Genomic DNA, 23768 nt, shown 5'->3' on the forward strand with positions numbered 1-23768 from the left:
GCCCGCACCCGAGAGCGCCTTCGCGAACGCACTGCTGCCTGCAGCAGCCGTCAGGGCATGGCCGTGCGGCGCGACCGCCTCCGGAGAGTTGGCCAGGATTCCGGCGTGGACGCCGGCCCAGTGCAGCGGCACCGACCACAGCACCGGGCTGCCCAAGGAGGTGAGCAGCGCGAACGCCTCGTCCAGCGCGTGCTGAAGCCGGTCGACCTGGCGCATGCGCGCGGCGGCGACCCACAACTCGCCGAGCGGAAGCAGCGCGAACAGGTCGACGGAGTACTCGGCGAGCACTTCCATGGCGGCGTACCAGTGCTTCTGGACAGCGCCGCCGTCACCGCTGCGGCGGGCGATGGCCGTGTTCAGTGCCGCCGCCCACAGTGCATCGCGGCGATGCAGTGCGGCGTCACCGACGGACCCGGCGTCGGCCATCGCCGGACCCAGCTGGCCGTCCTGCATCCGCACCCAGCCGAGCAGCAGCCGGTGCCGATGGACCGAAAACGCGTCGTCCTCGCCGCCGGCGCGCACCGCACGGCCGATCACACTGCGCGCCCGGACCGGATCGCCGCCGTGCAGAGCGGCCAGCGTGACCAGTGCGGCCGGACTGTCCGGTACGACGCCCGGCTGTTGTTGTTCGGTGGTGATGGCCTGCCCGAGGCGGGCCACGGCTACCGGGTACGGCTGATCCAGTGAGAGCAGCAGGCCCTCGGCCAGGCTGTGCGCGGCCCGCGTGGTTGACGTTGGCGGACCGGCACTTTCGGCGCTCAACGCGGCACGGGCGGCCTGCGCGTCACCCGCAGCGATGGACACGACGGCGTTCGCGGCTGCGATGAAGGCGTCGGGGTACGGGCCGAGCCAGCGGAACAGGTCTGCGGCCTGCGCAGCACCGCCGTCGTGTGCGGCGATGCTCGCCGCGATGCGGACCGCCGCCGCCCGCTCGGCTGCGTCCTCGGAGGCCAGCAGCTCGTCGGTCAGCCTGCCCGCGGTCGCGCAGTCACCCGTCATCGCCAACGCATCGGCGAGGCGGGCGCTCACGGCGGTGGCTCCGGCTTCCGCTGCCGCGCGGTAGAGGCGCGCCGCCTCGGCCGGTTGGCTCCGGTGATGAGAAGCGAGGTCGGCCAGTGCGTTGGCGAGTCGATCGTCACGCAGGCCGTGTTCGGCCATTCTCAGCGCGAGATCCGATGACAGCGTGGACAATTCGATCTGAGAGCGCAGCAAGGAGATCTCGATGTCGTGATGACGGGCAGCTCCGATGATCGCGGCAACGCCGAGGTGGACCGAGCGCAGAAACGTCTGGCTGTGTGAGGGCTCGATGAGACCAGTGCCGCGGGCACGGTCCACCAAGCGCTGCGCCTCCTCGGAGCTGAGCCGAAGCGCCGCCGCAACGTCGTCGGGCCCGAGATCCGGGCTCAGTGACGACACCAGGAGGGTGTCGAGCACCGGCTCCTCGACGCGGCGCAGGCGCTCGATCAACGCGAACCTGGCCGCCTCCACGATGGCGTTCGCCGCCGGCTCGCCGTTGGGTGACACTGCCGCTGCCATCGCGGGACGGAGCAGAAACGGCAGACCGGCCGTCGAAAGCATCAGCGCCCGAACGATTTCCGACGCCGGATGGCCGCCGGTCACCAGCGCCGCCGTCTCGGTGACTTCCGGTGAGGTCAGCGAGCCGAGCGATATCACAGGGTTCTCGCGTTCGAGGGCAGTGGCCAGCGCCCGCAGCGCCCGCCGTTGAGCGAGCGGTTCGGCTGCCACGACGACGGTCGAGCCCGGATCGGATGCGCGCTCGACAAGCTGTTCGAGTTCCTCGTCGGCGAGCAGGTGCGCGTCATCGATCACGATGGCGGCCGCGGGATCGTCACCGCCCCGCGGTGCCCGTGTCAGCACCTGGATGTCGGCCGACCGCAACGTATTTCGCACCATCGCAAGCACGGAACTCTTGCCCGTGCCGATGCCGCCCGACACCAGCATCCTGACCGGCTCGGCCGGTGCAGCCGTCAGCGCCGACACAGCCTCGCGGGCGGCCGGCGGTATGTCGGTCAGTGCTTCAGGCATTGGCCCGGCCATCCTCGTTACCCGCTATGCCCCACCAGCGGGCGGATTGGGTTGCGGCTGCGGCTGGGGCGGCGGCTGCGGCTTCGGTGCCGGAGGTGACGTCGTGGTGGTTGTGGTGGTCGTCGTAGTGGTGGTTGTGGTGGTGGTGGTCGTCGTTGTGGTGGTCGTTGTGGTGCTGCTGGTCGTCGTCGGCGACGTGGTGGTCGTGGTGCTCGTCGCCGACGGGGAAGGCGGTGGCGGTGTGACCACTTTGGTGGTCGGCTCGCCGTTGGACCCGGTCACCGTGACCGTCGTCGGCTCGACGGATGTGAGTGGCTGCCCCGATGTCGGTTCGAGCGAGAAGGTCGTGCTCGTCTCCGTCACCGGCCCGAGCACACCGCTGTTCCCCGTCAGCGTGATCGCCAGGCCGCCGATCGCGAGCAGCGCCGCAACGGCTGCCGCCCCGAACAGGATGGGCGGTCGTTTGTACCAGGGCAGGGGAGCCGGCTCGGGCTCGTACCGTGGTTCGCCGGCGGTAGCGAAGTCGATCGGCGGCCGGGCGTCGGTGGGCCCGGAATAGACGTCGGCGGTGTAGTCGCCGCCGGTGTAGGGCACCGGCTCACTGCCCGTCGCATCGTCCTGCGACCACGCCAGCGCACGGAACGTCGCCGACGGGGCGCCGTCGGCCGCCGACTCGCTGGCGGCGAGCCCCGCCGCCCCGGCCGCCCAGGCCGCGGGCGCGATTCCGGTTGCGGCATCGGCCGCCGTCGACAATCCGGTTGGTGCATCGGCGTCCAGGCTCTGGTCGGCCAGCAGTGCCGCTCCCGCGGCCATGTTGAGCTGCGAGTGCGGCGTCGTGATCACCGGGACACGGAACTGCTCGGAAAGCCGCTGGGTGATCAGCGGGATACCCGCGCCGCCACCGACGGTTGCCACCGCTGCGAGGTCGGCGGGGGCGATGTTGTTGCGCGCCAACGCTTCTTCGATAGCAGCGAGCAGACCGGCGAGCGGTCCGGCGATGAGGTTGTCGAGTTCGGTGCGCGTCAGCCGGACATCGGACCGGAAGCCGGGCAGGTCGACTGGCACTGCGGTGGCGGTCTCCGCCGAAAGGCGCTCCTTGGCCTGCCTGCACTCGTCGCGCAGACGGGTCAGCGAGCCGACAGCGGCGGTGCCTGCCGGGTCGGCGTTGTTGGCGTCGGCGACGCCGGCCAGGACGTGATTGAGGACCGCCTGATCGATCTCGTCGCCGGAGAAGTCGGCGTACCTGAGGGTCTCGCCGATGGGTGTGAGGGTTGCGGTCGCCTCCGCCAGCGTGATGCTCGTTGCGCTGCCGCCGAGATCGACGAGGGCGATGACGCCGGCAGGCAGTCCGGGTGCGGCCTGCAGCGCGGCGAGCGCGGCGATGGAGTCCGGTATCAGCGCGGCGGGCACGCCGCCAGGCGCCAGATTCGGCTTCTCCCGCAGGGCTCCGCGCAACGCACCGATCACCGCGGGTCCCCAGTGCGCCGGCACCGCGATGGCGACAGGCCGCCCGCCGCCGACCGTTCGGGCCATGCCGTCGAGGGCCTCGGCTAACACGCGTTCGCCGCGGTGTGAGCTGCCGTCCGAGGCGACCATCGGAACCGGGTCGCCGACCCGCTCCACGAAATTGGTCAGCACGACACCGGGCTGGTTGAGCGCCGGGTTCTCCGTGGGCACGCCGACCTCGGGCGCCCGGTCGGCGAACAACGTCAGCACTGCGCGGCGCATCACCGGCGGGCGGCCGACGCGCGCGGCGACGAGGATGGTCGCCCCGATGGACAACCCGAGAGCTTCAGCCATACTCGGCTCCCCCTCGCTCCGGCTCTCATGCACACTCTTCTGTGTTCGGCCGCCCATCACGATAGCGGCCGAGCCCAGCGCTATCCCCCTAATGCCGCAGAACCCCTAACGGCGAGTCCCCTAACGCCCCGGCTGCAGAGAAGGGTTTCGCACCGATCACGCCGCACTTCGGTCTGGATAGCATCGTGACTAACCGACGGGCGCCCGCCCGCAGCAATCGCGATGGGAAAGAAGGTGCGTCATGGCAAACCCGCTACTCGACTTCGTGATGTCGGTGGTGAGGGACCCTGACGCTGCCGCCCAGTATGCCGCCGATCCGGCCGGGGCCATCCACGCCGCCAATCTGACCGATGTGACCAGTGCCGACGTCAACGCGCTGATTCCCGTGGTGTCGGAATCGCTGTCGACGGCACTGCCGACCTCCGGCGCCGAATCACTCATCGGAGATGCGGCCGGCAACGTATGGAGCAGCGGGGCTGCGACCGCCGCGTTCGACGCGTTCGACGCTTTCGACGACCACGTGCCGGCCCCGGCCATCGACGACGGGCACAGCATCGCGTCGAACGTCATCGACGAACCCGCCGATTCGTTGCATGCGGGTGTCGATACCCTGCACGACGCCGGTGTCCCGATGGTGGCGGACGTCGAGGATCCGTCAGCGCAGCTCACGGGCGGAATCATCGACGACGCTCCGCTCGTCGGTGACGCCACCGACGCCGACTGGCATTCCGTCGTCGACGACGCGGCGCACCACCTGGACGCCGGCGACACCGGCTTCGACATCTTTGACTAGACCCACCAGCATCCCGAGGACGGCGCGGCCATCGACGGCCGCGCCGTTTTCGTCTGTCCAAGCACGGCTGAGCTGGGTGAATGCACCTACCCCCTATAACCCCCTAATCCCCTAATGGGGGGACCCCCAAGATCCCGGCATCGGGTCCCATGGGGAGGGGTGCCGACCCCGTTTCCGCGGGGTTGACGGGTCCATAACGTAGTCCCCAGATCGCCGGACAGCCCGGTGACGACCACAGAACAACTCACCGAAAGGCACTCAAGATGTCGAACCCCATCTCCTTCCTCTTCGACTGGCTCCTCGGCCTGACCCGCCCGGGTGCCGATCCCTCCGATGTCCGCGCCTTCGTCGCCAACCCGACGCAGGCGGCTTCGCAGGCGATGGGCACCGCAGTCACCCAGGCCCAGCTGACGCAGGCCGCATCCGCAGTTGTCGCTCCGGCCGCCATGGCCGGCGGGGGCAATGCGATCCAGGCGCTGCAGCACACGGTCGCCGACAACAACGGCCTGACCTTCGCCCCGCAGCGGGTGTTCGCCCCCGAGACGAACACCGACTTCGCCAGCCACAACGACATCGGCAGCCCGCGCGCCGGTGAGGACGTTCAGCAGGGTGTCGGCAACTTCGACCTGGATTTCGACTTCAGCCGCGACATCAACGCCTCGGACGGCTCGGTGGTCAACACCGGCACCGCCGGCAACATCGACAACACCAACGTCCATGGCAGCGGCAACGTCGTCGGCGACCACAACGACGGGAACAACACCGGCGACGTGCACGCCGGGCAGGGCTCCAACGTGCAGGCCGGCGGCAGGAACAACGACCTGCACGACAGCAGCCACGACGTGAACACCACGGCGGGCGGCGACGTCGCGACCAACACAGGCAGCGGCCAGAACACCCAGGTCGGTGACATCGACTCCAGCGGTGGCGGAGCCGCGGGCGGCCACGGTGGCCACGGCGGCGGCCTCATCAGCGTCGGCAGCGACGGCGGTGACGGTGGCGGTGCAGCCGGCGGTTCCGGCGGCGGCGTGATCATCGCCCCGGCGCAGAACTCCAGCAGCAACAACCAGTCTGCGGGCGACGACATCAACCACGTGAACGCGTCGGGTTCGCACGCCCCGGTGTCCGTCGGCACCGAGGACGACCACTCGGTCGGCAACGTCGGCGGTGACGTCACGCAGGTCGATCACGTGACCGGCAACGTGGACGCCAGCCACGACGACAACTCGGTGCACCACCAGACCGACGTCCACCAGGGCGTGGACGTCGACCTGTTCTGACAGGGAGCAACAACGCCCATAGCGCAGCTGGCGGGGATCGATTCCGGTCCCCGCCAGTTCGCACGTCTACCGTAGGGGCACCATGACGCAACCGAATGACCCGCGCAAAGTGACGGTCATCCTCGAGCTGATCGACCACACCAAGAAGATCGCCGAAGCCAACCAACGCGGAGATTTGGCGGAGCGGCTGGAGAGGGCACGGATCCGGATCTCCGACCCGCAGATCCGCGTGGTGATCGCCGGCCAGCTCAAGCAGGGCAAGAGCCAATTGCTCAACTCGCTGCTCAACGTGCCGGTCGCTCGCGTCGGCGACGACGAGACGACGGTGCTCGCCACGGTGGTGTCGTATTCCGAGCAGGTATCGGCCCAGTTGATCGTGGCAGCACCCGAGGGCGCGGAGCCCGCCGTGATTCCGATCCCGCCCGCGAGCCTCACAAGCGACCTTCGCCGCGCGCCGGAGGCCGGTGGCCGCGAGGTGCTGCGGGTGGAGGTCACCGCCAACAGCCCTCTGCTCAAGCACGGGTTGGCGTTCGTCGACACGCCAGGCGTCGGCGGCCACGGCCAACCGCACCTGTCGGCGACGCTCGGCCTGCTGCCGGACGCCGACGCCATGCTGATGATCACCGACACCAGCCAGGAGTTCACCGAGCCCGAGCTGACCTTCATCCGGCAGGCGCACGAAATCTGCCCGGTGGCAACCATTGTCGCGACGAAGACCGACCTCTATCCGCACTGGCGGCAGATCGTGGCGGCCAACCAGGCTCACCTGCAGCGCGCTGGTCTGTCCATACCGGTGATTCCCGCTTCGTCTCTGTTGCGCAGCCACGCCCTCACGCACAACGACAAAGAACTCAATGAGGAATCCAACTTCCCGGCCATCATCAAGTTTCTCAGCGAGCGTGTGCTGTCCAGGCAGAACGACCGCATTCGCGACCACGTTCTCGCCGAGATTCGTTCGGCGGCTGAGCATTTGACGTTGAAAGCGGACTCCGAGCGCTCGGCGCTCACCGACCCCGGTACCCGCGACCGGCTGAAGGACGAGCTGGAGCGGCGCAAGGAGGACGCCCAGGAGGCCCTGCAGCAGACCGCACTGTGGCAACAGGTCCTCAACGACGGCATCGCGGATCTGACGTCGGATGTCGATCACGATCTTCGCGCGCGCTTCCGCGCGATCACCCAGCACACCGAAAAGGTCATCGACGACGTCGACCCGACCAATCACTGGGCCGAGATCGGCACGGAACTGGAGGACGCCGTCGCCACCGCGGTCGGCGACAACTTCGTGTGGGCCTACCAGCGTGCCGAGGCGCTCGCCGAGGAAGTGGGCCGGACATTCGTCGAGGCCGGTCTGGATGCGGTGAAGATGCCGCAGATCGACGCCAGGGAGATGGGCGCAGGCTTCGGCGAGCTCAAGTCGCTGGCGCGGCTGGAGGCCAAGCCGATCAAGGCCGGACACAAGATAGTCACCGGTATGCGCGGGTCCTACGGCGGCGTGCTGATGTTCGGCATGCTGACCTCGTTCGCTGGATTGGGCATGTTCAACCCGCTGTCGCTGGGCGCCGGCCTCGTGCTGGGCCGCAAGGCGTACAAGGAGGACATGGAGAACCGGATGCTGCGCGTCCGCAACGAGGCGAAGATGAACATGCGCCGGTTCGTCGACGACGTCGCGTTCGTTGTCGGCAAGGAGTCACGCGACCGGCTCAAGGGGATCCAGCGCCAGATCCGCGATCACTACCGCGGCATTGCCAACCAGGCCACCCGCTCCCTCAACGAGTCGCTGCAGGCGACGCTGACGGCCGCAAAGCTGGAGGAGAACGAGCGCGACAGCCGGGTCGCCGAACTGGAACGGCAGCTCAACATCCTCGGCCAGGTGACCGACCACGCGACCAAGCTCGCGGTGGCCGCTCCGCAATCCGTGGCCGGCGGTTAGCCCGAGTACCCCATCAGCTTTGCTCAGGGCCGGTGCATAAGCTGGTTCACCGGATGAGCACGAGCGATCAGGTGCGCGCGATCCTGGGCGGCACCATTTCGGCCTACAGGGCCGATCCGGCGTACCTTCAGCGCCCCGACGTGCACAACGAGCTGGACCGCATCGGCCGCCGACTCAACCAGCCCATCCGGATAGCGCTGGCCGGGACGCTTAAGGCGGGCAAGTCCACTTTGGTGAATGCGCTTGTCGGCGAGGACATTGCGCCCACCGACGCCACCGAGGCCACCCGCATCGTGACCTGGTTTCGCAACGGCCCGACCCCGAAGGTGACCGCGAACCACCGCGGCGGCAGACGGTCCAACGTGCCGATCGCCCGCAACGGCGGTCTCACCTTCGACTTTGCCCGCCTGGACCCGCAGGACGTCGTCGACCTCGATGTCGAATGGCCCGCGGCAGAGCTGATCGACACCACGATCATCGACACCCCCGGCACCTCCTCGTTGTCGCGCGACGTCTCGCAGCGGACCCTGCAGCTGCTGGTTCCCGACGACGGCGTGCCGCGGGTCGACGCGGTCGTCTTCCTCCTGCGCACCCTCAATGCCGCCGATATCGCGCTGCTCAAGCAGATCGGCGAGCTGGTCGGGGGGTCGTCCGGGGCGCTGGGGGTCATCGGGGTGGCATCCCGTGCCGACGAGATCGGTGCGGGACGGATCGACGCGATGCTGTCGGCGGGGGAGGTGGCGAAGCGATTCACCTCGGAGATGGACAAGACCGGCATCTGCCAGGCCGTGGTCCCGGTGTCGGGGCTGCTGGCGCTGACCGCGCGCACCCTGCGGCAGAGCGAGTACGTGGCGCTGGAGAAGCTCGCCGGGGTGGACGCCGCCGAACTGGCCAAGGCGATGCTGTCGGCGGACCGGTTCGTGCGGGAGGACAGCCGGCTGCCGGTCGACGCGGCGACCCGCGCGGCGCTGCTCGACCGGTTCGGCATGTTCGGCCTTCGGATCTCCACGGCCGTCTTGCGGGCAGGGGTGACCGACTCGGTCGGTCTTGCCGACGAGCTGCTCGAGCGAAGCGGCCTCGTCGCGCTGCGCGACGTCATCGACCAGCAGTTCGCCCAGCGCTCGGACCTGCTGAAGGCCCATACGGCGCTGCTGTCGCTGCGCCAGTTCGTTCAGAACAACCCGATCTACGCCAGCCGCTACATCATCGCCGACATCGACCCGTTGCTCGCCGACACCCACGCCTTCGAGGAGCTGCGGCTCTTGAGTCAATTGCGCTCGCGCTCAACGACATTGAACGACGACGAGATGGTATCGCTGCGCCGCATCATCGGTGGCTCCGGCACCGACGTGGCCAGCAGGCTCGGCCTGCAACCCGGTGATCCGTACGACGGGCCGCGGGCCGCGTTCGCCGCCGCCCAGCGGTGGCGGCGCCGGGCGGACCATCCGCTCAACGACCCGTTCACCACCCGCGCATGCCGCGCGGCGGTGCGCAGCGCCGAGGCCATGGTCGCCGAATTCGCCGCCCGCGGCCGCTGAGCGGCCGAGACTTCCTGAGCCGCTGAGCCCTCGGCTATCCCCCGGGGATCGGGATCTGCGGGATCTGGGGCACCTGAGGAACCTGCGGGTTGCTCGACGGCGGCGACACCGTGACGGTGCTGGTGCTCGTGCTGACCGACGTACTGATCGACGTGCTGACGCTCGGCTCAGTCGATGTCGTCGTCTGGGTCGGTGCCGTCGTCTCGGTCGACGGCGGTGAGGTCGTCTCTGTGGCGGTCTGTGTCGGTGCGACCGCGGGGGCCGATCCCGATGGCGCCGACGTCGTCGTGGTGGAGGTCGTGGTATCGGTGCTGTCCGACGAATTCGACATCAGGCTCACCAGCAACCACACGATGAGGGCGATGAGAATCGCGACCAGCGCGCCGAAACCGACGAGCGCCGCGGGTCTGCGATACCAGGGCACCGGCGGTTCGGGCGGCTGGCCCGGCTGGCCCGGTTGCTCGTAGCCGCCGTAATCGCCGCCGCCGTAGTTGGCCGCGTACGCGGTCGGCTCGCCGTCCGAGTAGTAGTTGGGGTCGTCGGGAGGTCCGTATCGCGCCACGGGCCCGATATTAGGCGCTGGCCGGGATCAGCCCGCCTGCTGGGGCTGCAATGTGCGTGTCACGTTGAAGCGCGGCCGCCGCGACGTGGGGCCGCCGGGATTCCCGTCGTTCTCCCGCTGGCGCGGGCGCGGCGTGGACTCGGTGCTGCTGCTCGGGCTGCTGCTGCTACCGCTGGTGTTCGGCAAACCCGAGGTCGTCGGCGTGAGCGGGGGGTTGATCTCGGTGGTGGACACCGGCGCGGTGCTGGTGATGGTGACGGTCGTCGTGGTCGCAGGCGTGTCGGAGGCGGTCGCCGTAAACGACGGATCGACGAAGTCGGCAGGCGCACCGGGCCCGTCCTGCCCGGTGACGTACATGACCGCGGCGACGAGAATGCCGATGGCGGCGACGCCCGCGGCGCTGGCGCCGACCACCGCCCGCGTCGAGTTGTGCCACGGCTCGGCCGGCTCGTCGCCGCCGAACTCATCGACGAATTCGTCCTTGTCGAATTCGTCATCGAGGTCGGGACTCGCCACGGCCACCGATGTTAATCCCCCGACCTGCGGTAACGCCTACCTCAGCCGAGCTGGGATAGCACCTCGGAGGCGAACAGGTCGAGGTGATCGAGGTCGGACATGTCCAGAAGCTGCAGGTAGACCCGCTGCACGCCGGCTTCGGCGAAGGGTCCGAGCTTGTCGACGATCTCGTTCGGCGTGCCCACCAGCGGAGAGTTGTCGCGAAGCTCGTCCACGTCGCGGCCGATCGTCGCCGCGCGCGTGGCCACCTGGGCGTCGTCGCGGCCTGCACACACCACGAACGCCGCCGAGTACGTCAGCGAGTCCGGCGACCGCCCGGCCTCGGCGAGTGCCGCGCGCACCCGGTCGTAGGTGGTCCTGACCGTTTCCAGCGGCATGAATGCGGCGTTGAACTCGGCGGCGAACGCCGCCGCAAGGGCGGGCGTCCGCTTGGCGCCCGCACCGCCGATGATGATGGGCGGGTGGGGCCGCTGGACGGGCTTGGGCAGCGCAGGCGAATCGGTGACCGAGTGGTGCTTGCCGGTGTAGTCGAACGTCTCGCCGTCCGGTGTGGTCCACAGCCCGGTGATGATGTCCAGTTGTTCGCGCAGCCGCTCGAAGCGCTCGCCGAGCGGCGGGAACGGGATCGCGTAGGCCTTGTGTTCAGCCTCGAACCAGCCGGCGCCGAGGCCCAATTCGACGCGGCCGCCGCTCATCTCGTCGACCTGGGCGACCGAGATGGCCAGCGGGCCGGGATAGCGGAAGGTCGCCGAGGTGACCATGGTGCCGAGCCTGATCGAGGTCGTCTCGCGGGCGAGGGCTCCCAGCGTGACCCACGAGTCGGTGGGCCCGGGCAACCCGTCGCCGCTCATGGCCAGGTAGTGGTCGGATCGGAAGAACGCCGAGTAGCCGAGCGCCTCTGCGGCTTTGGCGACGGCGAGTTGGTCGGCGTAGGTGGCGCCCTGTTGGGGTTCGACGAATGCGCGGAAGTCCACGACACTCAGCGTAGGCGCAGCTGTGTCTAGAAGACTTCAACCTTCTCGACGCTGACGAACATGCCATGTTTGGTGGCCTGGTTGGTGAACCGGGTGCCGTCGCTGGTGGCCACGATCGTCCAGCCGACGGCGCTGTAGGTGCGGTAATCGATGGTGACGGCCGGGATGTCGCCGAGGTTGCCGACGATCCACTGCATGTCACCGCCCGCGGACAGGTTCACGCCGTTGGCCCGCACACCGTTCTGCAGCGGGGCATTGGTGAACGCGGCCTCGCAGCCGACCGACTTTTCGTCGAGCTGGCAGCGGGTCTGGCCGGATTTGGTTTCGATGAACACGTAGCCGGAGTCGTCCGGGGGCAGCACCTCTGCGGCCGGTGGAGTTATCGGCGTGCGAGGCATAGATGGTGCGGCCGTCGTGGGTGGCTTGGCGGTCGGCCTGGTTGTCGGGAAGCTGGGCTCGGTGGGCGATTTGGAACTCGTGACGGGCGTGCCCTCGGTGTCGGACTGGCAGCCCGCCGCAAACCCACTCAACACCAGCAATGTGCCGACGACAGCCAGCCGGACCCCGCTCGTTGCCGCAACGGCTGTCATCGAACCATCGCGGCGTAACCGTCCGCCAGCCCGCGCAGCTGTGCGGCCCCATCGCCGGCGAACGACGACCCGTGCATGACCGCCAGCGTGGTGGGGTTCAGCTGCGCGAGCTGCTCGAGGGTCGGGCCGAGGTTCGTCGTCAACCCGGTCGCGTGGAAAACCTCCTCGGCCTCCATTGCCGGTGCCACGCAATCGGACTCGGTCAGGGCAGGGCACTTGCCGGTATGGGTGAGCAAGTCACCGGAGAGCAGCGTTGCGGTGGTCGCGTCGAACCAGAGGCCGGCCTCCCAGTTGTGCGGAACGTGGGGGGTGGGGATGAAGCGCAATCGGTGCCCGCCGGTGTCGAGCGGCTCGTCGGTTGCCATCACCGGCTGCCGGTCGCACAGGTCGATGAGCGACACCATGCAGGCCAACGGGCCGTGGATGACCTCGGCGCTTGGTGCGGCGTCCAGCCACATGTTCACCGATCCGCACTCGTCGGCCTCGACATGGCCGAAGGAGATCCAGCGCAGCTTCTCCAGCGGAATGACCTTGGCGACGGCCGCAGATACCAGCGGAAACAGCTGCCGCTGGCCGCAGTGGAACAGGAACGGCTGGTCCCCGTTGAGCAGGAACTGGTTCATGGTGAAGCCGTGCTCGGTGATGTCCGGTATCCAGGTTGACAGCCTGAAGATGCCCGCCCCGATTTCATCGATCGTGGTGTCCATAGGTAGATCGTCCACCTGCCACCGGCAAACTACGGGAGATCGGGAACAAACGGCGCCGGCCTCCCGTTGGCCACTTTGACAGTTGAGTGGTCCAGGCTCAAGTCCGGCTTGACACGGAAGCGTCGTCAGTAGCAGGCTTGAGCGCGGTCCACTCAGACCCTAACAAAGCAATTCAGGAGGAAAACCATGGCTCGTGCGGTCGGAATCGACCTCGGGACCACCAACTCCGTCGTCGCGGTACTGGAGGGTGGCGACCCTGTCGTCGTCGCCAACTCCGAGGGCTCCCGCACCACCCCGTCGGTCGTGGCCTTCGCGCGCAACGGCGAGGTGCTGGTCGGTCAGCCCGCCAAGAACCAGGCGGTGACCAACGTCGACCGGACCATCCGTTCGGTCAAGCGTGAGATCGGCACCGACTGGAATGTGGAGATCGACGACAAGAAGTACACGCCGCAGGAAATCAGCGCGCGAATTCTTCAGAAGCTGAAGAGGGACGCTGAAGGCTATCTCGGCGAGGACATCACCGATGCGGTCATCACCGTCCCCGCCTACTTCAACGACGCCCAGCGCCAGGCGACCAAGGAGGCCGGCCAGATCGCCGGGCTCAACGTGCTGCGCATCGTCAACGAACCGACCGCGGCCGCACTGGCCTACGGTCTGGACAAGGGCCAGAAGGAACAGACCATCCTGGTCTTCGACCTCGGCGGCGGCACCTTCGACGTCTCGCTGCTGGAAATCGGCGAAGGCGTCGTGGAAGTCCGTGCCACCTCCGGTGACAACCACCTCGGTGGCGACGACTGGGACGACCGGATCGTCGAGTGGCTCGTCGACAAGTTCAAGGGCACCAGTGGCATCGACCTGACCAAGGACAAGATGGCCATGCAGCGGCTTCGTGAGGCCGCCGAGAAGGCGAAGATCGAGCTGTCCAGCTCGCAGAGCACCTCGATCAACCTGCCCTACATCACGGTCGACGCGGACAAGAACCCGCTCTTCCTCGACGAGCAGCTGACCCGTGCCGAGTTCCAGCGCATCACGCAGGATCTGCTGGATCGCACCCGGCAGCCGTTCCAGTCCGTCATCAAGGACGCCGGCATCTCGGTCTCCGAGATCGACCACGTGGTGCTCGTCGGTGGCTCCACCCGTATGCCTGCGGTCTCCGAACTGGTCAAGGAGATGACCGGTGGCAAGGAGCCCAACAAGGGCGTCAACCCGGACGAGGTCGTGGCCGTCGGCGCTGCGCTGCAGGCCGGCGTGCTCAAGGGCGAGGTGAAAGACGTTCTGCTGCTTGACGTCACACCGCTGAGTCTCGGCATCGAGACGAAGGGTGGCGTGATGACCAAGCTCATCGAACGCAACACCACGATCCCGACCAAGCGCTCGGAGACGTTCACCACGGCTGACGACAACCAGCCGTCGGTGCAGATCCAGGTCTATCAGGGTGAGCGCGAGATCGCTTCGCACAACAAGCTGCTCGGCAGCTTCGAGCTGACCGGCATCCCGCCGGCGCCGCGCGGCGTGCCGCAGATCGAGGTCACCTTCGACATCGACGCCAACGGCATCGTGCACGTCACCGCCAAGGACAAGGGCACCGGCAAGGAAAACACGATCAAGATCCAGGAAGGCTCCGGCCTGTCCAAGGAGGAGATCGACCGGATGATCAAGGATGCCGAGGCGCACGCCGACGAGGACCGTCAGCGTCGCGAAGAGGCCGACGTCCGCAACCAGGCCGAGTCGCTGGTCTACCAGACGGAGAAATTCGTCACCGAGCAGCGTGAAGGCTCGGGTGAAGGGGCTGGCGGCTCGAAGGTTCCCGAGGACACCTTGACCAAGGTCGATGCTGCGATCGCGGATGCGAAGACGGCGCTGAATGGAACCGACATCTCCGCGATCAAGTCCGCGATGGAGAAGCTGGGGCAGGAGTCCCAGGCTCTGGGCCAGGCGATCTATGAGGCCACGCAGGCCGAGCAGCCCGCAGGCGCGGACGCGCCCGGTGGTTCGTCGGGCGCATCTGATGATGACGTCGTCGACGCCGAGGTTGTCGAGGATGACCAGGAGAACAAGTGAGTTCCAACGATCCGCACGAGCCGGTGACCGTCACCGACAAACGGCGTGTCGATCCCGAGACCGGTGAGATTCGCCCGCGCACGCAAGGAGCGGAGAATCCCCAGCAGGCGACCGGCCCGGCCCCCAGTGGGCCGGCGCCGGCGCCGGCGCCGGAGGGCAGCGCCGACAAGGTCGCCGAACTGACCGCAGACCTGCAACGGGTGCAGGCCGACTTCGCCAACTACCGCAAGCGGGCCCTGCGCGACCAGCAGCTCACTGCTGAGCGCGCCAAGACCGGGGTCATTGCCCAGTTGCTGGGTGTGCTGGACGATCTCGATCGCGCCCGCAGTCACGGTGACCTGGAATCCGGTCCGCTGAAGTCGGTGGCCGACAAGCTGGCGGCCGCCCTCGAGGGACTGGGGCTTTCGGGCTTCGGCGCCGAGGGCGACGAGTTCGATCCCGCGCTGCACGAGGCCGTTCAGCACGAGGGCGAAGGCACTCATCCCATCGTCGGCACCGTGATGCGGCGCGGCTACAAGGTCGGCGAACAGGTGGTGCGCCACGCCATGGTAGGCGTGGTGGACACCGTGCCCGACACAGGTGAAACGGCTGACAACCCCGACGCTGCGCCCGGCCAGGACGCAGAATCAGTCGAGCAGGAAAACTAGACAGGTAAGGAGGTGACGCGAAATGGCCCAGCGTGAATGGGTCGAAAAGGATTTCTACTCCGAACTCGGCGTCTCCTCTGACGCCAGCGCCAAAGACATCAAAGGGGCCTACCGAAAGCTCGCTTCCGAGTTGCATCCGGACAAGAACCCGGATGGCGCCGATCGATTCAAGGCTGTCTCCGAGGCGTACAGCGTGTTGTCCGACGAGGCCAAGCGCAAGGAGTACGACGAAACCCGACGGCTGTTCGCCGGCGGTGGTTTCGGCCGCGGACGGTACAGCGGCAGCGGCAGCGGCAACTTCGGCGGATTCGGCGGCGACGGTGCCGATTTCAATTTGAACGACCTGTTCGACGCGGCGGGCCAGACCGGCGGCGCGAACATCGGCGACCTGTTCGGCGGACTGTTCGGGCGCGGCGCCCAGCAGCCGCGACCCAGCAGGCCGCGGCGCGGCAACGACCTGGAGACCGAGACCGAGCTGTCCTTCATGGAGGCCACCAGGGGGGTGGCCATGCCGCTGCGGCTGACCAGCCCGGCGCCATGCACGAATTGCCATGGCAGCGGGGCGCGTCCGGGCACCAGCCCGAAGGTGTGCCCGAACTGCAACGGCGCGGGCGTCATCAATCGGAACCAGGGCGCTTTCGGCTTCTCCGAGCCGTGCACCGAGTGCCGGGGCAGTGGCTCGATCATCGAGCACCCCTGCGACGAGTGCAAAGGCACCGGCGTGACGACCCGCACCCGCACCATCAACGTGCGGATCCCACCGGGTGTCGAGGACGGACAGCGAATCCGGCTCGCCGGACAGGGCGAGGCGGGGCTACGCGGTGCCCCATCCGGCGATCTGTACGTGACCGTACATGTGAAGCCGGACAAGGTGTTCGGTCGTGACGGCAACGATCTCACCGTCACGGTTCCGGTCAGCTTCACCGAACTCGCCCTTGGTACAACGCTTTCGGTGCCGACGCTGGAAGGCAAGGTCGGTGTGCGGGTGCCCAAGGGTACCTCGGACGGCCGCATCCTGCGGGTGCGCGGTCGAGGCGTGCCCAAGCGGTCCGGCGGACACGGCGACCTGTTGGTCACCGTGAAGGTCGCGGTGCCGCCCAACCTCGAAGGCGAGGCGTCCGAAGCGCTAGAGAACTACGCAAAGGCCGAGCGGGCCAGCGGATTCGATCCGCGGGCCGGATGGGCTGGTGCGTGATGGCCCCGAAGCGTTCCGACGACAGGGAGTCGGCCAGAACGTTTCTGATCTCAGTGGCCGCCGAACTCGCGGGTATGCACGCGCAGACCCTGCGCACGTATGACCGGCTCGGGCTGGTGAGCCCGCAACGCAGCTCGGGCGGCGGGCGTCGCTATTCGCAGCGTGACGTCGACCTGCTTCGCGAGGTGCAGCGGCTGTCCCAGGACGAGGGCGTCAATCTGGCAGGTATCAAGCGGATCATCGAGCTCACCAATCAGGTCCAGGCGCTGCAGTCGCGCCTGTCGGAGATGGCTGGGGAGCTGGACCAGTTGCGCGCCAAGCGGAGTCGCGACGTCGCCGTCGTGCCGAAGAGCACGGCGCTGGTGGTCTGGCAGCCCGGAGCCGCTCGGCGGCGACATCGAGCCGAGTGAGAAGCGCTAGGTCACCCTGATCGAGAAGCGGGCCGTCTCCGGCTTGCCTGCGGCCGCGTAGCGGTAGTTCCCGCGACTGAGAGCGTCCGTCGGGGCCGCCATCGGTTCGATGGCGATGAGTCCTTCGCCCGGCGGCGCGAACAACTGCGCTGCCGGGTAACCCTTTTCGAACTTCACCTCGATCCTGTGGTCGCCGCCTTGCACGGCGAAGACGGCGCCGTCGGGCACCTTGTCGAAGCCGTCGTCGTAGGCGATGTTCTTCAGCGGCTCGGTGGCCCCGTTCCAGTCCTCGGTATCGCCGGTCGGGATGCCCCAGTTGTCAACGGGCAGGCGCCGCATGTTCGGCGTGGTGAGAGTCCACTGGGCGCGCGGCACATCCGGAATCTGAAAGTACGGGTGATAGCCGAAACACAGCGGCACGGACGCCGCCGTCGTCGGCATCACGGTCGTCTCGATGGTGAGCGTGCGGTCGGCCAGCGTGATCTGCTGAGTCAGCACGTGCGGAAACGGGAACGACGCCAGCAGGCGCGGCCTGCCTCCGTAGTCGAGGACGGCCGTCAAGGCGTTCTCCGACTTGGCGGTGACCAGCCAGCCGGGATAGGCCGCCAGTACACCGTGGATGGGAACACCGTGTTCGTCGGCGCGAACGCCGCCGGTGCCGATGGTCAGCGAGACAACGGCGCCGTTGATGCCATACTTGCTGGCGCTCAGGCGATTCGCCCACGGATACAGGATCGGGATACCCATGGTCTTGCCGTTCGTCACGTAGGCGTCCAGCCCGCGGCGCTGGCCCAGGAACTCGACTCCGTCGTCGGCGAGCGAGGTGCAGATCATTCCCGCCACCGGTACGTAGGTCGCCGCCAGCGACGACGACGGGTCGCGAAGCGTTACGGACTCGAACTCACCCATGGTCGCGATCCTGCCACCAGCCACTTCAGCCGGCCAGCGGATCATGCTGAATGCGTTCGGCCGAAGCACCTTTGGCGATCAGCGCTTCTTTCGTGGCGGTCACCATGCCTGGCCCACCGCAGATCAGGATCTGCCGGTCGCCCCAGTTGCCGTACCTGGTCACCACCTCCGGCAGCTTGCCGGTCTGGCGCACATGGAGGCCGCGCGGCGGCTGCACGTCGGGGAAGTCGGCGGCCCACGGCGGGTCCTGCGAGAACTCCGAGACCGGGGACACCGAGAGCCAGGGATTGTTCGCGGCGATCTGCCACAGCGTCCGCAGGTCGTACAGCTCACAGGGATAGCGCGCGCCGAAGAACAGGTGCACCCTCGGGTTCACGCCCCACCGGGTGAGGTCCATGATGAGCGCCCGCAGCGGCGCAAGGCCGGTACTGCCCGCGACCATGAGCACATCGCCGCCATTCCTGTCGATCTGCATGCCGCCGTGCGGATTCGACAGCCGCCACCGATCACCGGGCTCGGTTTCGACGACGACCGTGGGACTGATCATTCCGCCTGTCACCGAGCGGATGTGGAACTCGACGGCGCCGCTGGGGTCCGTGGGCATGGCCGGGCTGAGATAGCGCCAGCGGCGAGGCCACTGCGGGACCTGCACAGTCACGTACTGGCCCGGGTGGTAGGCCAGCGGCCGGTCGAGCTGAAGGCGTACCACCGAGATGTCGCGGGACACCCTTTTCAGCTCGACGACGGTGCCGTCGCAGAACGGCGGTCCCTGCTCGGCGTCGGCGGCGCCACGCATCACCCCGGTGAACAGTTCGAGCGACGCGCGGGCGGTGTCGTCGAGCTTGTCGTCCCAGTTCTCGCTCAGACGACTGCGCAACGTCGTGTAGAGCGCCTCGTGCATGCTGAAGTACTGGCTCGCAAGCACGCCGTACTTGCGATGATCGCGGCCCAGCTGAGCCAGGAAGGCGACGGGCTCCTGGGCCCGCTGCTCGATGAGCTCGCCGAACAGCCATGTCAGTGCCTGGCTGAACACCTTGAACTGGGGGACCAGATCGGGCGGGAACAGGTCACGCACCGCCATGTCGATGGCGAACCATTTCGTGTAGAACTGGCGGATCAGTTCTTCGCCCCCGAGGCGTGGGTCGACCGCGTCGCGCAGCATCCGCAGCCCGTCACGGTCATCGAGTCCCACGCCGCTCGAGTCTAGGTGAGTCGAGCGGATGCGCGGCGCCGAGCACCAGGCCGCAGCTGCCCGGGCTATAGCCCGTGGATACCCTTGTACAGCACCAGAAGACCGATGACGACGAGGATGACAGCGACCAGTGTGGCGTGCTGCCGTTCCATCCAGTCCTTGAGCCGAGCGAGGGGTTGGTCGAGCCGGTCGCCCGCCACCGCGTAGGCGAGGACGGGAATCGCGACAGTCGACCCGGCGACCAGGACGAACCACGCCACGGCGACCCACGCGCCTGGTGCTCGCAGTCCTGCGGAACCGATCGCCAGACCCGCTGCGGCACACATGAACAGCACCTTCACGTTGACCACCGTCAACGCCGCGGCGGCGAGGGTCGCGCGTGGCGGAGTGAACTTGCTCATGCTGTTCATCCAGCCAGGGGTGTGCGCCGAGCGCTTGCGGGTGAACCAGCGGTAGAGACCGAAGACGATCAGCGCCGCACCGACGATGATGCGCACCCAAGAAGCCCAGGTCGGCGGCTTGTCACGCATGCCGCCGGCAAGGCTGGACAGCTCGAGGAAGATGGCCGTCAACGCCGTCAGCCCGAGCAGCCAGCCCGCGAGAAACGCCAAACCCGTCGGCCTCGGCCGTGGAGTGTGCAGCACCAGAACCGCCGGAATGATCGACAACGGCGACAGCGCGACGACCAGAGCCAGCGGGATGAGCTCGGTCAGCACGGTGAGAAGGTAGCAAGCCGGGCAGCCGACGTGGAGGCGAAATGTCGGTTTACGATTTGCCGCTGCCCGGTTTCGACGCCGAGGGCGATTCCGCTACCGATTTGCCGCCGGACGTCCTCCACGGCTGACATACTCGCGTTCCATGACGCGATTCACTTTTGCCGGGTGCGCGGCGGTGGTCACGCTCGTGGCCGCTCCTGCCGCCGTCGCAACCGTGCACCCGCAGGCTACCGCTCGAGCAGACAGCTGCTCCGACGCCGCCTCCAACATGCCGCTGACGATGGATTCCGGTCCCTGCGCAGACGTGCTCACGCAGGAGAGGCGGTGGTTGACGGCGATCACGGAGGGTGACCGGGCGACGGTGGAATCGATTCTGGCGCCGAGCTTCAAGCACATCAACGCCGACGGAAAGCTGCTCGACCGGGCACAGGAAACCACTGGTGTCGAGAAAGTGTCCTTCACGATGAACCCGTCGGAGCAGCTCGTCGACATCGCGGGCGACACCGCGGTCATTCACGGCGTGAACACACTCACCGACAACGGCAAGGTGCTGGCGCGCGAGCGATTCACCGACGTATTCGAGCTGCAGAGCGGCACCTGGATCGCGCTGTCCGCTCAGGAGACGACCCTCGGATAATGTGTTGCGGCTGATTTGCCGCGGACGTAAGTGTGGCTATGTAATGATTTTGCTGCATCCTTAACCACTTTCCTGAATGGGGGGCGCTATGCGCCGTCTTCGCGCCAAGCCGGTTCTCGTCGTCGCGCTGACCGTCGTCATCTCGATGACCGCGATGACGACGGCCTGCAGCAAGCAGGAGAGCGCGCCCGCGCCGCAGGCCGGCGTCAACGCCGGTGCTGACGGGAAGCCGGCCCCGTACCGGGAGCCCGTGAAGCTGTCCAGCGCGGACGGCGTCCTCGAGGTGCGGCTCTCGGCGCATCAGGGCACCGTCAACCTCGACACGGTGAAGGACCCGGTCAAGAACTTCACGGTGTTCGGCTACGAGCTGATCAAGGGCCGGAGCTCGAACGGTTCGACCAAAGCCGACAACAACTATCCCGCGCCGACCCTGCAAGTGAATCCGGGTGAACGCCTGATCGTCCACTTCGACAACGATCTTGCGGGTCTGACGATCGACGACTTCAACGATCCGTCCTACGTGCCCGCGGGTGGCGACATCCCGCTTTATCCGCCGGTGCTGCGGTCCGCGCCGCTGAACCTGCACACCCATGGTCTGCATGTGAGTCCGTCCGGCAATGCCGACAACGTGCTGTTGTCCATCCCGGCGGGCATGGGTAACACCTACGACTACGCGGTGCCCAAGAACATGCCGAGCGGGATGTACTGGTATCACAGCCATCGACACACCGTCACCGCCCAGCAGACGTACATGGGCCTGGCCGGGATGCTGGAGATCGGACGATCCGACGGCAATCTGCCTGTGGTGACGAAGAACAACATTCCCATCCGGAACATGGCCCTGCAGTACAACTTCGTGTTCGACCGGCGCAACGGTGGCCATCAGCTGAACAACCCGTACTGGGAACAATGGGTCAACACTCTCAAGCCGCCGGAGGGCAACCAGCTCGCCGACGGCACCTACCGGCCGAGCCTGGCGCCGGTGAACTTCAAGGACACCTCCAAGGGCGCCGAGTTCATCACCAACTGGTATGCGGGACCGCTGTCGGTCTCCAACCACCGCGGACAGAACCAGTTCATCCCGCAGAACCTGCAGACGTTCACGAGTCCGGCCAAGACGGTTCCTGCGAACCCGTCGCTGCCGGAGAACGAACGCGATGTCCAGTTCACGATCAATGGCCAGTTCCAACCGGAGCTCAAGCTCAAACCGGGACAGACAGAGATCTGGGTGTTCGCCAACATGAGCGACATCGCCTTCGTCCCGTTGCGATTCACCGAAACGGCGACGGGCAACCATCCGAAGTTCGCCGTCGTCGGGCAGGACGGCAACCCCTACACCCAGGTTCAGCGGCCCGTCGACGGTGAAGGCACCTATCTCGAGGTCCCGCCGGGGTCGCGCTACGCCATCGCCGTGACCATGCCGAAGACGGGTGACCTGGTCGTGGACATGCCGCCGGGTCAGAACGTCAAGGGAATCGACGAGCCCGGCGTGCTGTACACCAACAGCGGCACCGAGAACTCGCCTGCCGTACTGGGCCGAGTCACCATCGATCCCAAGTACATCGCAGCGCGCGACGGGTTCTTCACATTCCCGACGCAGACCCTGCTCAAAGTCACGCCCGACGAGGGGCAGGGGCAGACGACCGCATTCGAGCCGGGCCAGAACCTTGCGACCTACACCTCGTTCGTCGACACCTCGGTGATGAATCCCGATGTGACGCGCGGATTCGACATCGGCGGCGGATTCAACGACAAGCTCGCGAACAACAACGATCCAAAGGCCTTCACCTATCAGTTCCAGAACAACATCTTCCCGAACGTCCCGTTGATCCAGCCGCGGCTCAACTCCGTCGAGGAGTGGAAGTTCACCAACTACAACAACGACAGCCACCCGATCCACATCCACGTCAACGACTTTCAGGTGCAGCAAGTGGTGAGCCCGCTTCTCGGCACCACCACCGGCGTGCAACCCTTCGGTATCGACAACGCGAACGTTCCGCCGCCGGAGATCGATTCCAACGACGTCGCGACCGCGGTCTCATCGCTGACGCTGCGCTCGGACTTCATCGAGTACAAGGGGACCTATGTGGTTCACTGTCACCGGCTGAACCACGAGGACAACGGGTTGATGATGACCATCAACGTGATCCCCGAGGTGTCGACGTACGCAGTTGCGATGCCGGGCGGTAACGGCAAGCCTGCGACCGTTGCGGTGCGCGACGGAAACGGCGACAGGCCCGTCGCCTACGTCACTCCGTTCCCGTCGTTCGAGGGCACACCGAGTGTGGCGATGGCCGACGTCAACGGCGACATGATCCTCGACTTGATCGTGGGCACCGGGCCGGGTGCCGACTCTCAGGTGGTCGTGTACGACGGCAACGACACGGCCGAGGGACGGTTCACCACCGAGCTGACCCGTTTCTCGCCGTTCGACGCGGGATTCACCGGCGGGGTGAATGTCGCGGGCGCGGACATCGATGGGAACGCCTTGGCGGACAACATCATCGTGGGTTCCGGACCGGGTATCGAGTCACAGGTGAAGGTGTTCGCGTCGGCGCTGCCCGCCGACAAGGCCACGGCTCCCGACGTGTTCTCCACCTTCACGCCGTACGCCGGCTCGAAATCCGGCGTTTCGCTGGCCACCGGGATGGTGGAGCTCGGTTCCGGCCGCGAGAGCATCGTCACCGCGCCGGGACCCGGAGATGCGCCACAGGTCAAGACGTTCCGGTTCGACCTGTTCACACCGACAGCACGGGCCCAGGCCGGCGGGACGGCGACCGCGCATGGGAGCAAGGCGAATGAACCGAGGATGACCGCCAACTTCCTGGCCTACGACGAGGGCTACTCCGGCGGGGTATCCCTGTCGACCGGTTGGGTTGCCGGTGCCGAAGGCGGTGCCAAGAGCATTGTGACCGGCCAGCTCGGCGACCGCGGGACGGTGCGGGTGTGGTCGAACGGCTCACGGCTCGACGGCTTCCCGGCGATCTACACCGAGAGTCCCAACCATCACGACGCCGACATCACATACCGCCAGATCGCGTCGTTCGAGCCTTTCGCCGGAGGCTCGGGTGTGACCGTCGGGACCACGAGTACCACCGCAGGCGCCGATCTGTTGGTCAGCGGCAAGCTGCCGGGCGGCGCGCAGATGCAGAAGCTGGCGCTCGCCCGACCGGATCCCGCTGCGACGACGGTGGCGCCGAAGGTGGTTGCCACGTTGCCGGCGCTGCCCGGCGTGGTGGGGCCTGCGCCGTTGGGTGGCCAGTAG

Annotated in this window: 20 protein-coding genes; 10 read left to right on the top strand and 10 right to left on the bottom strand. The window is 67.4% G+C overall.

Going from position 1 to position 23768, the window contains the following annotated elements; genetic code table 11:
* The coding region (iniR, locus tag QOC76_RS28795) for an isoniazid response ATPase/transcriptional regulator IniR (protein ID WP_526362981.1) at nt 1-2058 on the bottom strand (2058 nt) is incomplete at its 3' end.
* A gap of 12 nt (nt 2059-2070) precedes the next feature.
* Nucleotides 2071-3846, bottom strand: coding sequence for an Hsp70 family protein (locus tag QOC76_RS28800; RefSeq protein WP_526362983.1), 1776 nt, complete (start codon nt 3844-3846; stop codon nt 2071-2073).
* 241 nt (nt 3847-4087) lie between these two features.
* On the opposite strand from QOC76_RS28800, the gene QOC76_RS28805 reads away from it, so the two are divergent.
* The 4 genes from QOC76_RS28805 (at nt 4088) to QOC76_RS28820 (ending at nt 9387) form a co-directional block, all read left to right on the top strand.
* On the top strand, nt 4088-4639 hold the full coding sequence (locus QOC76_RS28805; protein ID WP_526362985.1) for an Rv0340 family IniB-related protein: 552 nt from the start codon (nt 4088-4090) through the stop codon (nt 4637-4639).
* Between the two features lie 263 nt (nt 4640-4902).
* Nucleotides 4903-5919 carry an IniB N-terminal domain-containing protein gene (locus QOC76_RS28810; RefSeq protein ID WP_526362987.1) on the top strand — a complete coding sequence of 339 codons (1017 nt, stop codon included), beginning with the start codon at nt 4903-4905 and terminating at the stop codon, nt 5917-5919.
* An 82-nt stretch (nt 5920-6001) separates the two neighbouring features.
* Nucleotides 6002-7849 carry an isoniazid-induced dynamin-like GTPase IniA gene (iniA, locus tag QOC76_RS28815; RefSeq protein ID WP_526362989.1) on the top strand — a complete coding sequence of 616 codons (1848 nt, stop codon included), beginning with the start codon at nt 6002-6004 and terminating at the stop codon, nt 7847-7849.
* Nucleotides 7850-7902: 53 nt separating this feature from the next.
* Nucleotides 7903-9387, top strand: a complete 1485-nt coding sequence (locus QOC76_RS28820) for a dynamin family protein (RefSeq protein WP_526362991.1) — start codon at nt 7903-7905, stop codon at nt 9385-9387.
* A 34-nt stretch (nt 9388-9421) separates the two neighbouring features.
* Here QOC76_RS28820 and QOC76_RS28825 read toward each other — a convergent pair whose 3' ends face one another.
* The 5 genes from QOC76_RS28825 to QOC76_RS28845 are packed head-to-tail and all read right to left on the bottom strand — an operon-like array spanning nt 9422 to nt 12736.
* Nucleotides 9422-9949, bottom strand: a complete 528-nt coding sequence (locus QOC76_RS28825) for a hypothetical protein (RefSeq protein ID WP_526362993.1) — start codon at nt 9947-9949, stop codon at nt 9422-9424.
* A gap of 27 nt (nt 9950-9976) precedes the next feature.
* Nucleotides 9977-10465 carry a hypothetical protein gene (locus QOC76_RS28830; protein ID WP_526362995.1) on the bottom strand — a complete coding sequence of 163 codons (489 nt, stop codon included), beginning with the start codon at nt 10463-10465 and terminating at the stop codon, nt 9977-9979.
* 41 nt (nt 10466-10506) lie between these two features.
* Nucleotides 10507-11448 (bottom strand): LLM class F420-dependent oxidoreductase, encoded by a 942-nt coding sequence (locus QOC76_RS28835; RefSeq protein ID WP_526363027.1) that lies wholly within the window; start codon nt 11446-11448, stop codon nt 10507-10509.
* Nucleotides 11449-11465: 17 nt separating this feature from the next.
* Nucleotides 11466-12029 carry a hypothetical protein gene (locus QOC76_RS28840; protein WP_526362997.1) on the bottom strand — a complete coding sequence of 188 codons (564 nt, stop codon included), beginning with the start codon at nt 12027-12029 and terminating at the stop codon, nt 11466-11468.
* Nucleotides 12026-12736: an oxygen-binding di-iron domain-containing protein gene (locus QOC76_RS28845; RefSeq protein WP_526362999.1), complete on the bottom strand. Its 711-nt coding sequence runs from the start codon at nt 12734-12736 to the stop codon at nt 12026-12028. Before QOC76_RS28845 ends, QOC76_RS28840 begins: the two co-directional genes overlap by 4 nt.
* 186 nt (nt 12737-12922) lie before the next feature.
* Here QOC76_RS28845 and dnaK point away from each other — a divergent pair, with 186 nt between their 5' ends.
* From dnaK to QOC76_RS28865, 4 genes are read left to right on the top strand one after another with little or no spacing between them, the layout of a single operon-like run.
* The gene (dnaK, locus tag QOC76_RS28850) at nt 12923-14797 is read left to right on the top strand and encodes a molecular chaperone DnaK (protein ID WP_526363001.1); all 1875 of its coding nucleotides are present in this window, start codon (nt 12923-12925) and stop codon (nt 14795-14797) included.
* On the top strand, nt 14794-15444 hold the full coding sequence (gene grpE, locus QOC76_RS28855; RefSeq protein ID WP_526363003.1) for a nucleotide exchange factor GrpE: 651 nt from the start codon (nt 14794-14796) through the stop codon (nt 15442-15444). Before dnaK ends, grpE begins: the two co-directional genes overlap by 4 nt.
* Nucleotides 15445-15466: 22 nt before the next feature.
* The gene (gene dnaJ / locus QOC76_RS28860) at nt 15467-16639 is read left to right on the top strand and encodes a molecular chaperone DnaJ (protein WP_526363005.1); all 1173 of its coding nucleotides are present in this window, start codon (nt 15467-15469) and stop codon (nt 16637-16639) included.
* Nucleotides 16639-17049 (top strand): heat shock protein transcriptional repressor HspR, encoded by a 411-nt coding sequence (locus tag QOC76_RS28865; protein WP_526363007.1) that lies wholly within the window; start codon nt 16639-16641, stop codon nt 17047-17049. Before dnaJ ends, QOC76_RS28865 begins: the two co-directional genes overlap by 1 nt.
* 6 nt (nt 17050-17055) lie before the next feature.
* On the opposite strand, the gene QOC76_RS28870 is transcribed toward QOC76_RS28865, so the two are convergent.
* The 3 genes from QOC76_RS28870 to QOC76_RS28880 all read right to left on the bottom strand — a co-directional run bounded on the left by QOC76_RS28870 (nt 17056) and on the right by QOC76_RS28880 (nt 19866).
* Nucleotides 17056-17958 (bottom strand): aldose 1-epimerase, encoded by a 903-nt coding sequence (locus QOC76_RS28870; protein ID WP_526363009.1) that lies wholly within the window; start codon nt 17956-17958, stop codon nt 17056-17058.
* Nucleotides 17959-17983: 25 nt separating this feature from the next.
* Nucleotides 17984-19150, bottom strand: coding sequence for an FAD-binding oxidoreductase (locus tag QOC76_RS28875; protein WP_526363011.1), 1167 nt, complete (start codon nt 19148-19150; stop codon nt 17984-17986).
* A 65-nt stretch (nt 19151-19215) separates the two neighbouring features.
* The gene (locus tag QOC76_RS28880) at nt 19216-19866 is read right to left on the bottom strand and encodes a GAP family protein (protein WP_526363013.1); all 651 of its coding nucleotides are present in this window, start codon (nt 19864-19866) and stop codon (nt 19216-19218) included.
* A 142-nt stretch (nt 19867-20008) separates the two neighbouring features.
* On the opposite strand from QOC76_RS28880, the gene QOC76_RS28885 reads away from it, so the two are divergent.
* Both QOC76_RS28885 and QOC76_RS28890 read left to right on the top strand, forming a co-directional pair.
* The gene (locus tag QOC76_RS28885) at nt 20009-20503 is read left to right on the top strand and encodes a DUF4440 domain-containing protein (protein ID WP_526363015.1); all 495 of its coding nucleotides are present in this window, start codon (nt 20009-20011) and stop codon (nt 20501-20503) included.
* Nucleotides 20504-20591: 88 nt separating this feature from the next.
* Nucleotides 20592-23768, top strand: a complete 3177-nt coding sequence (locus QOC76_RS28890) for a multicopper oxidase family protein (protein ID WP_526363017.1) — start codon at nt 20592-20594, stop codon at nt 23766-23768.

The organism is Mycobacterium sp., from assembly GCF_032159565.1.
Lineage (GTDB): Bacteria > Actinomycetota > Actinomycetes > Mycobacteriales > Mycobacteriaceae > Mycobacterium.

What these genes read in the sequence shown, in the direction of transcription:
- QOC76_RS28810 (WP_526362987.1), top strand. Translation starts at nt 4,903, where the DNA reads ATGTCGAACCCCATCTCCTTCCTCTTCGACTGGCTCCTCGGCCTGACC.
- dnaJ (WP_526363005.1), top strand. Translation starts at nt 15,467, where the DNA reads ATGGCCCAGCGTGAATGGGTCGAAAAGGATTTCTACTCCGAACTCGGC.
- QOC76_RS28845 (WP_526362999.1), bottom strand. Translation starts at nt 12,736, where the DNA reads ATGGACACCACGATCGATGAAATCGGGGCGGGCATCTTCAGGCTGTCA.
- QOC76_RS28870 (WP_526363009.1), bottom strand. Translation starts at nt 17,958, where the DNA reads ATGGGTGAGTTCGAGTCCGTAACGCTTCGCGACCCGTCGTCGTCGCTG.
- QOC76_RS28885 (WP_526363015.1), top strand. Translation starts at nt 20,009, where the DNA reads ATGACGCGATTCACTTTTGCCGGGTGCGCGGCGGTGGTCACGCTCGTG.
- QOC76_RS28805 (WP_526362985.1), top strand. Translation starts at nt 4,088, where the DNA reads ATGGCAAACCCGCTACTCGACTTCGTGATGTCGGTGGTGAGGGACCCT.
- QOC76_RS28800 (WP_526362983.1), bottom strand. Translation starts at nt 3,846, where the DNA reads ATGGCTGAAGCTCTCGGGTTGTCCATCGGGGCGACCATCCTCGTCGCC.
- QOC76_RS28820 (WP_526362991.1), top strand. Translation starts at nt 7,903, where the DNA reads ATGAGCACGAGCGATCAGGTGCGCGCGATCCTGGGCGGCACCATTTCG.
- QOC76_RS28865 (WP_526363007.1), top strand. Translation starts at nt 16,639, where the DNA reads ATGGCCCCGAAGCGTTCCGACGACAGGGAGTCGGCCAGAACGTTTCTG.
- dnaK (WP_526363001.1), top strand. Translation starts at nt 12,923, where the DNA reads ATGGCTCGTGCGGTCGGAATCGACCTCGGGACCACCAACTCCGTCGTC.
- iniA (WP_526362989.1), top strand. Translation starts at nt 6,002, where the DNA reads ATGACGCAACCGAATGACCCGCGCAAAGTGACGGTCATCCTCGAGCTG.
- QOC76_RS28890 (WP_526363017.1), top strand. Translation starts at nt 20,592, where the DNA reads ATGCGCCGTCTTCGCGCCAAGCCGGTTCTCGTCGTCGCGCTGACCGTC.
- QOC76_RS28840 (WP_526362997.1), bottom strand. Translation starts at nt 12,029, where the DNA reads ATGACAGCCGTTGCGGCAACGAGCGGGGTCCGGCTGGCTGTCGTCGGC.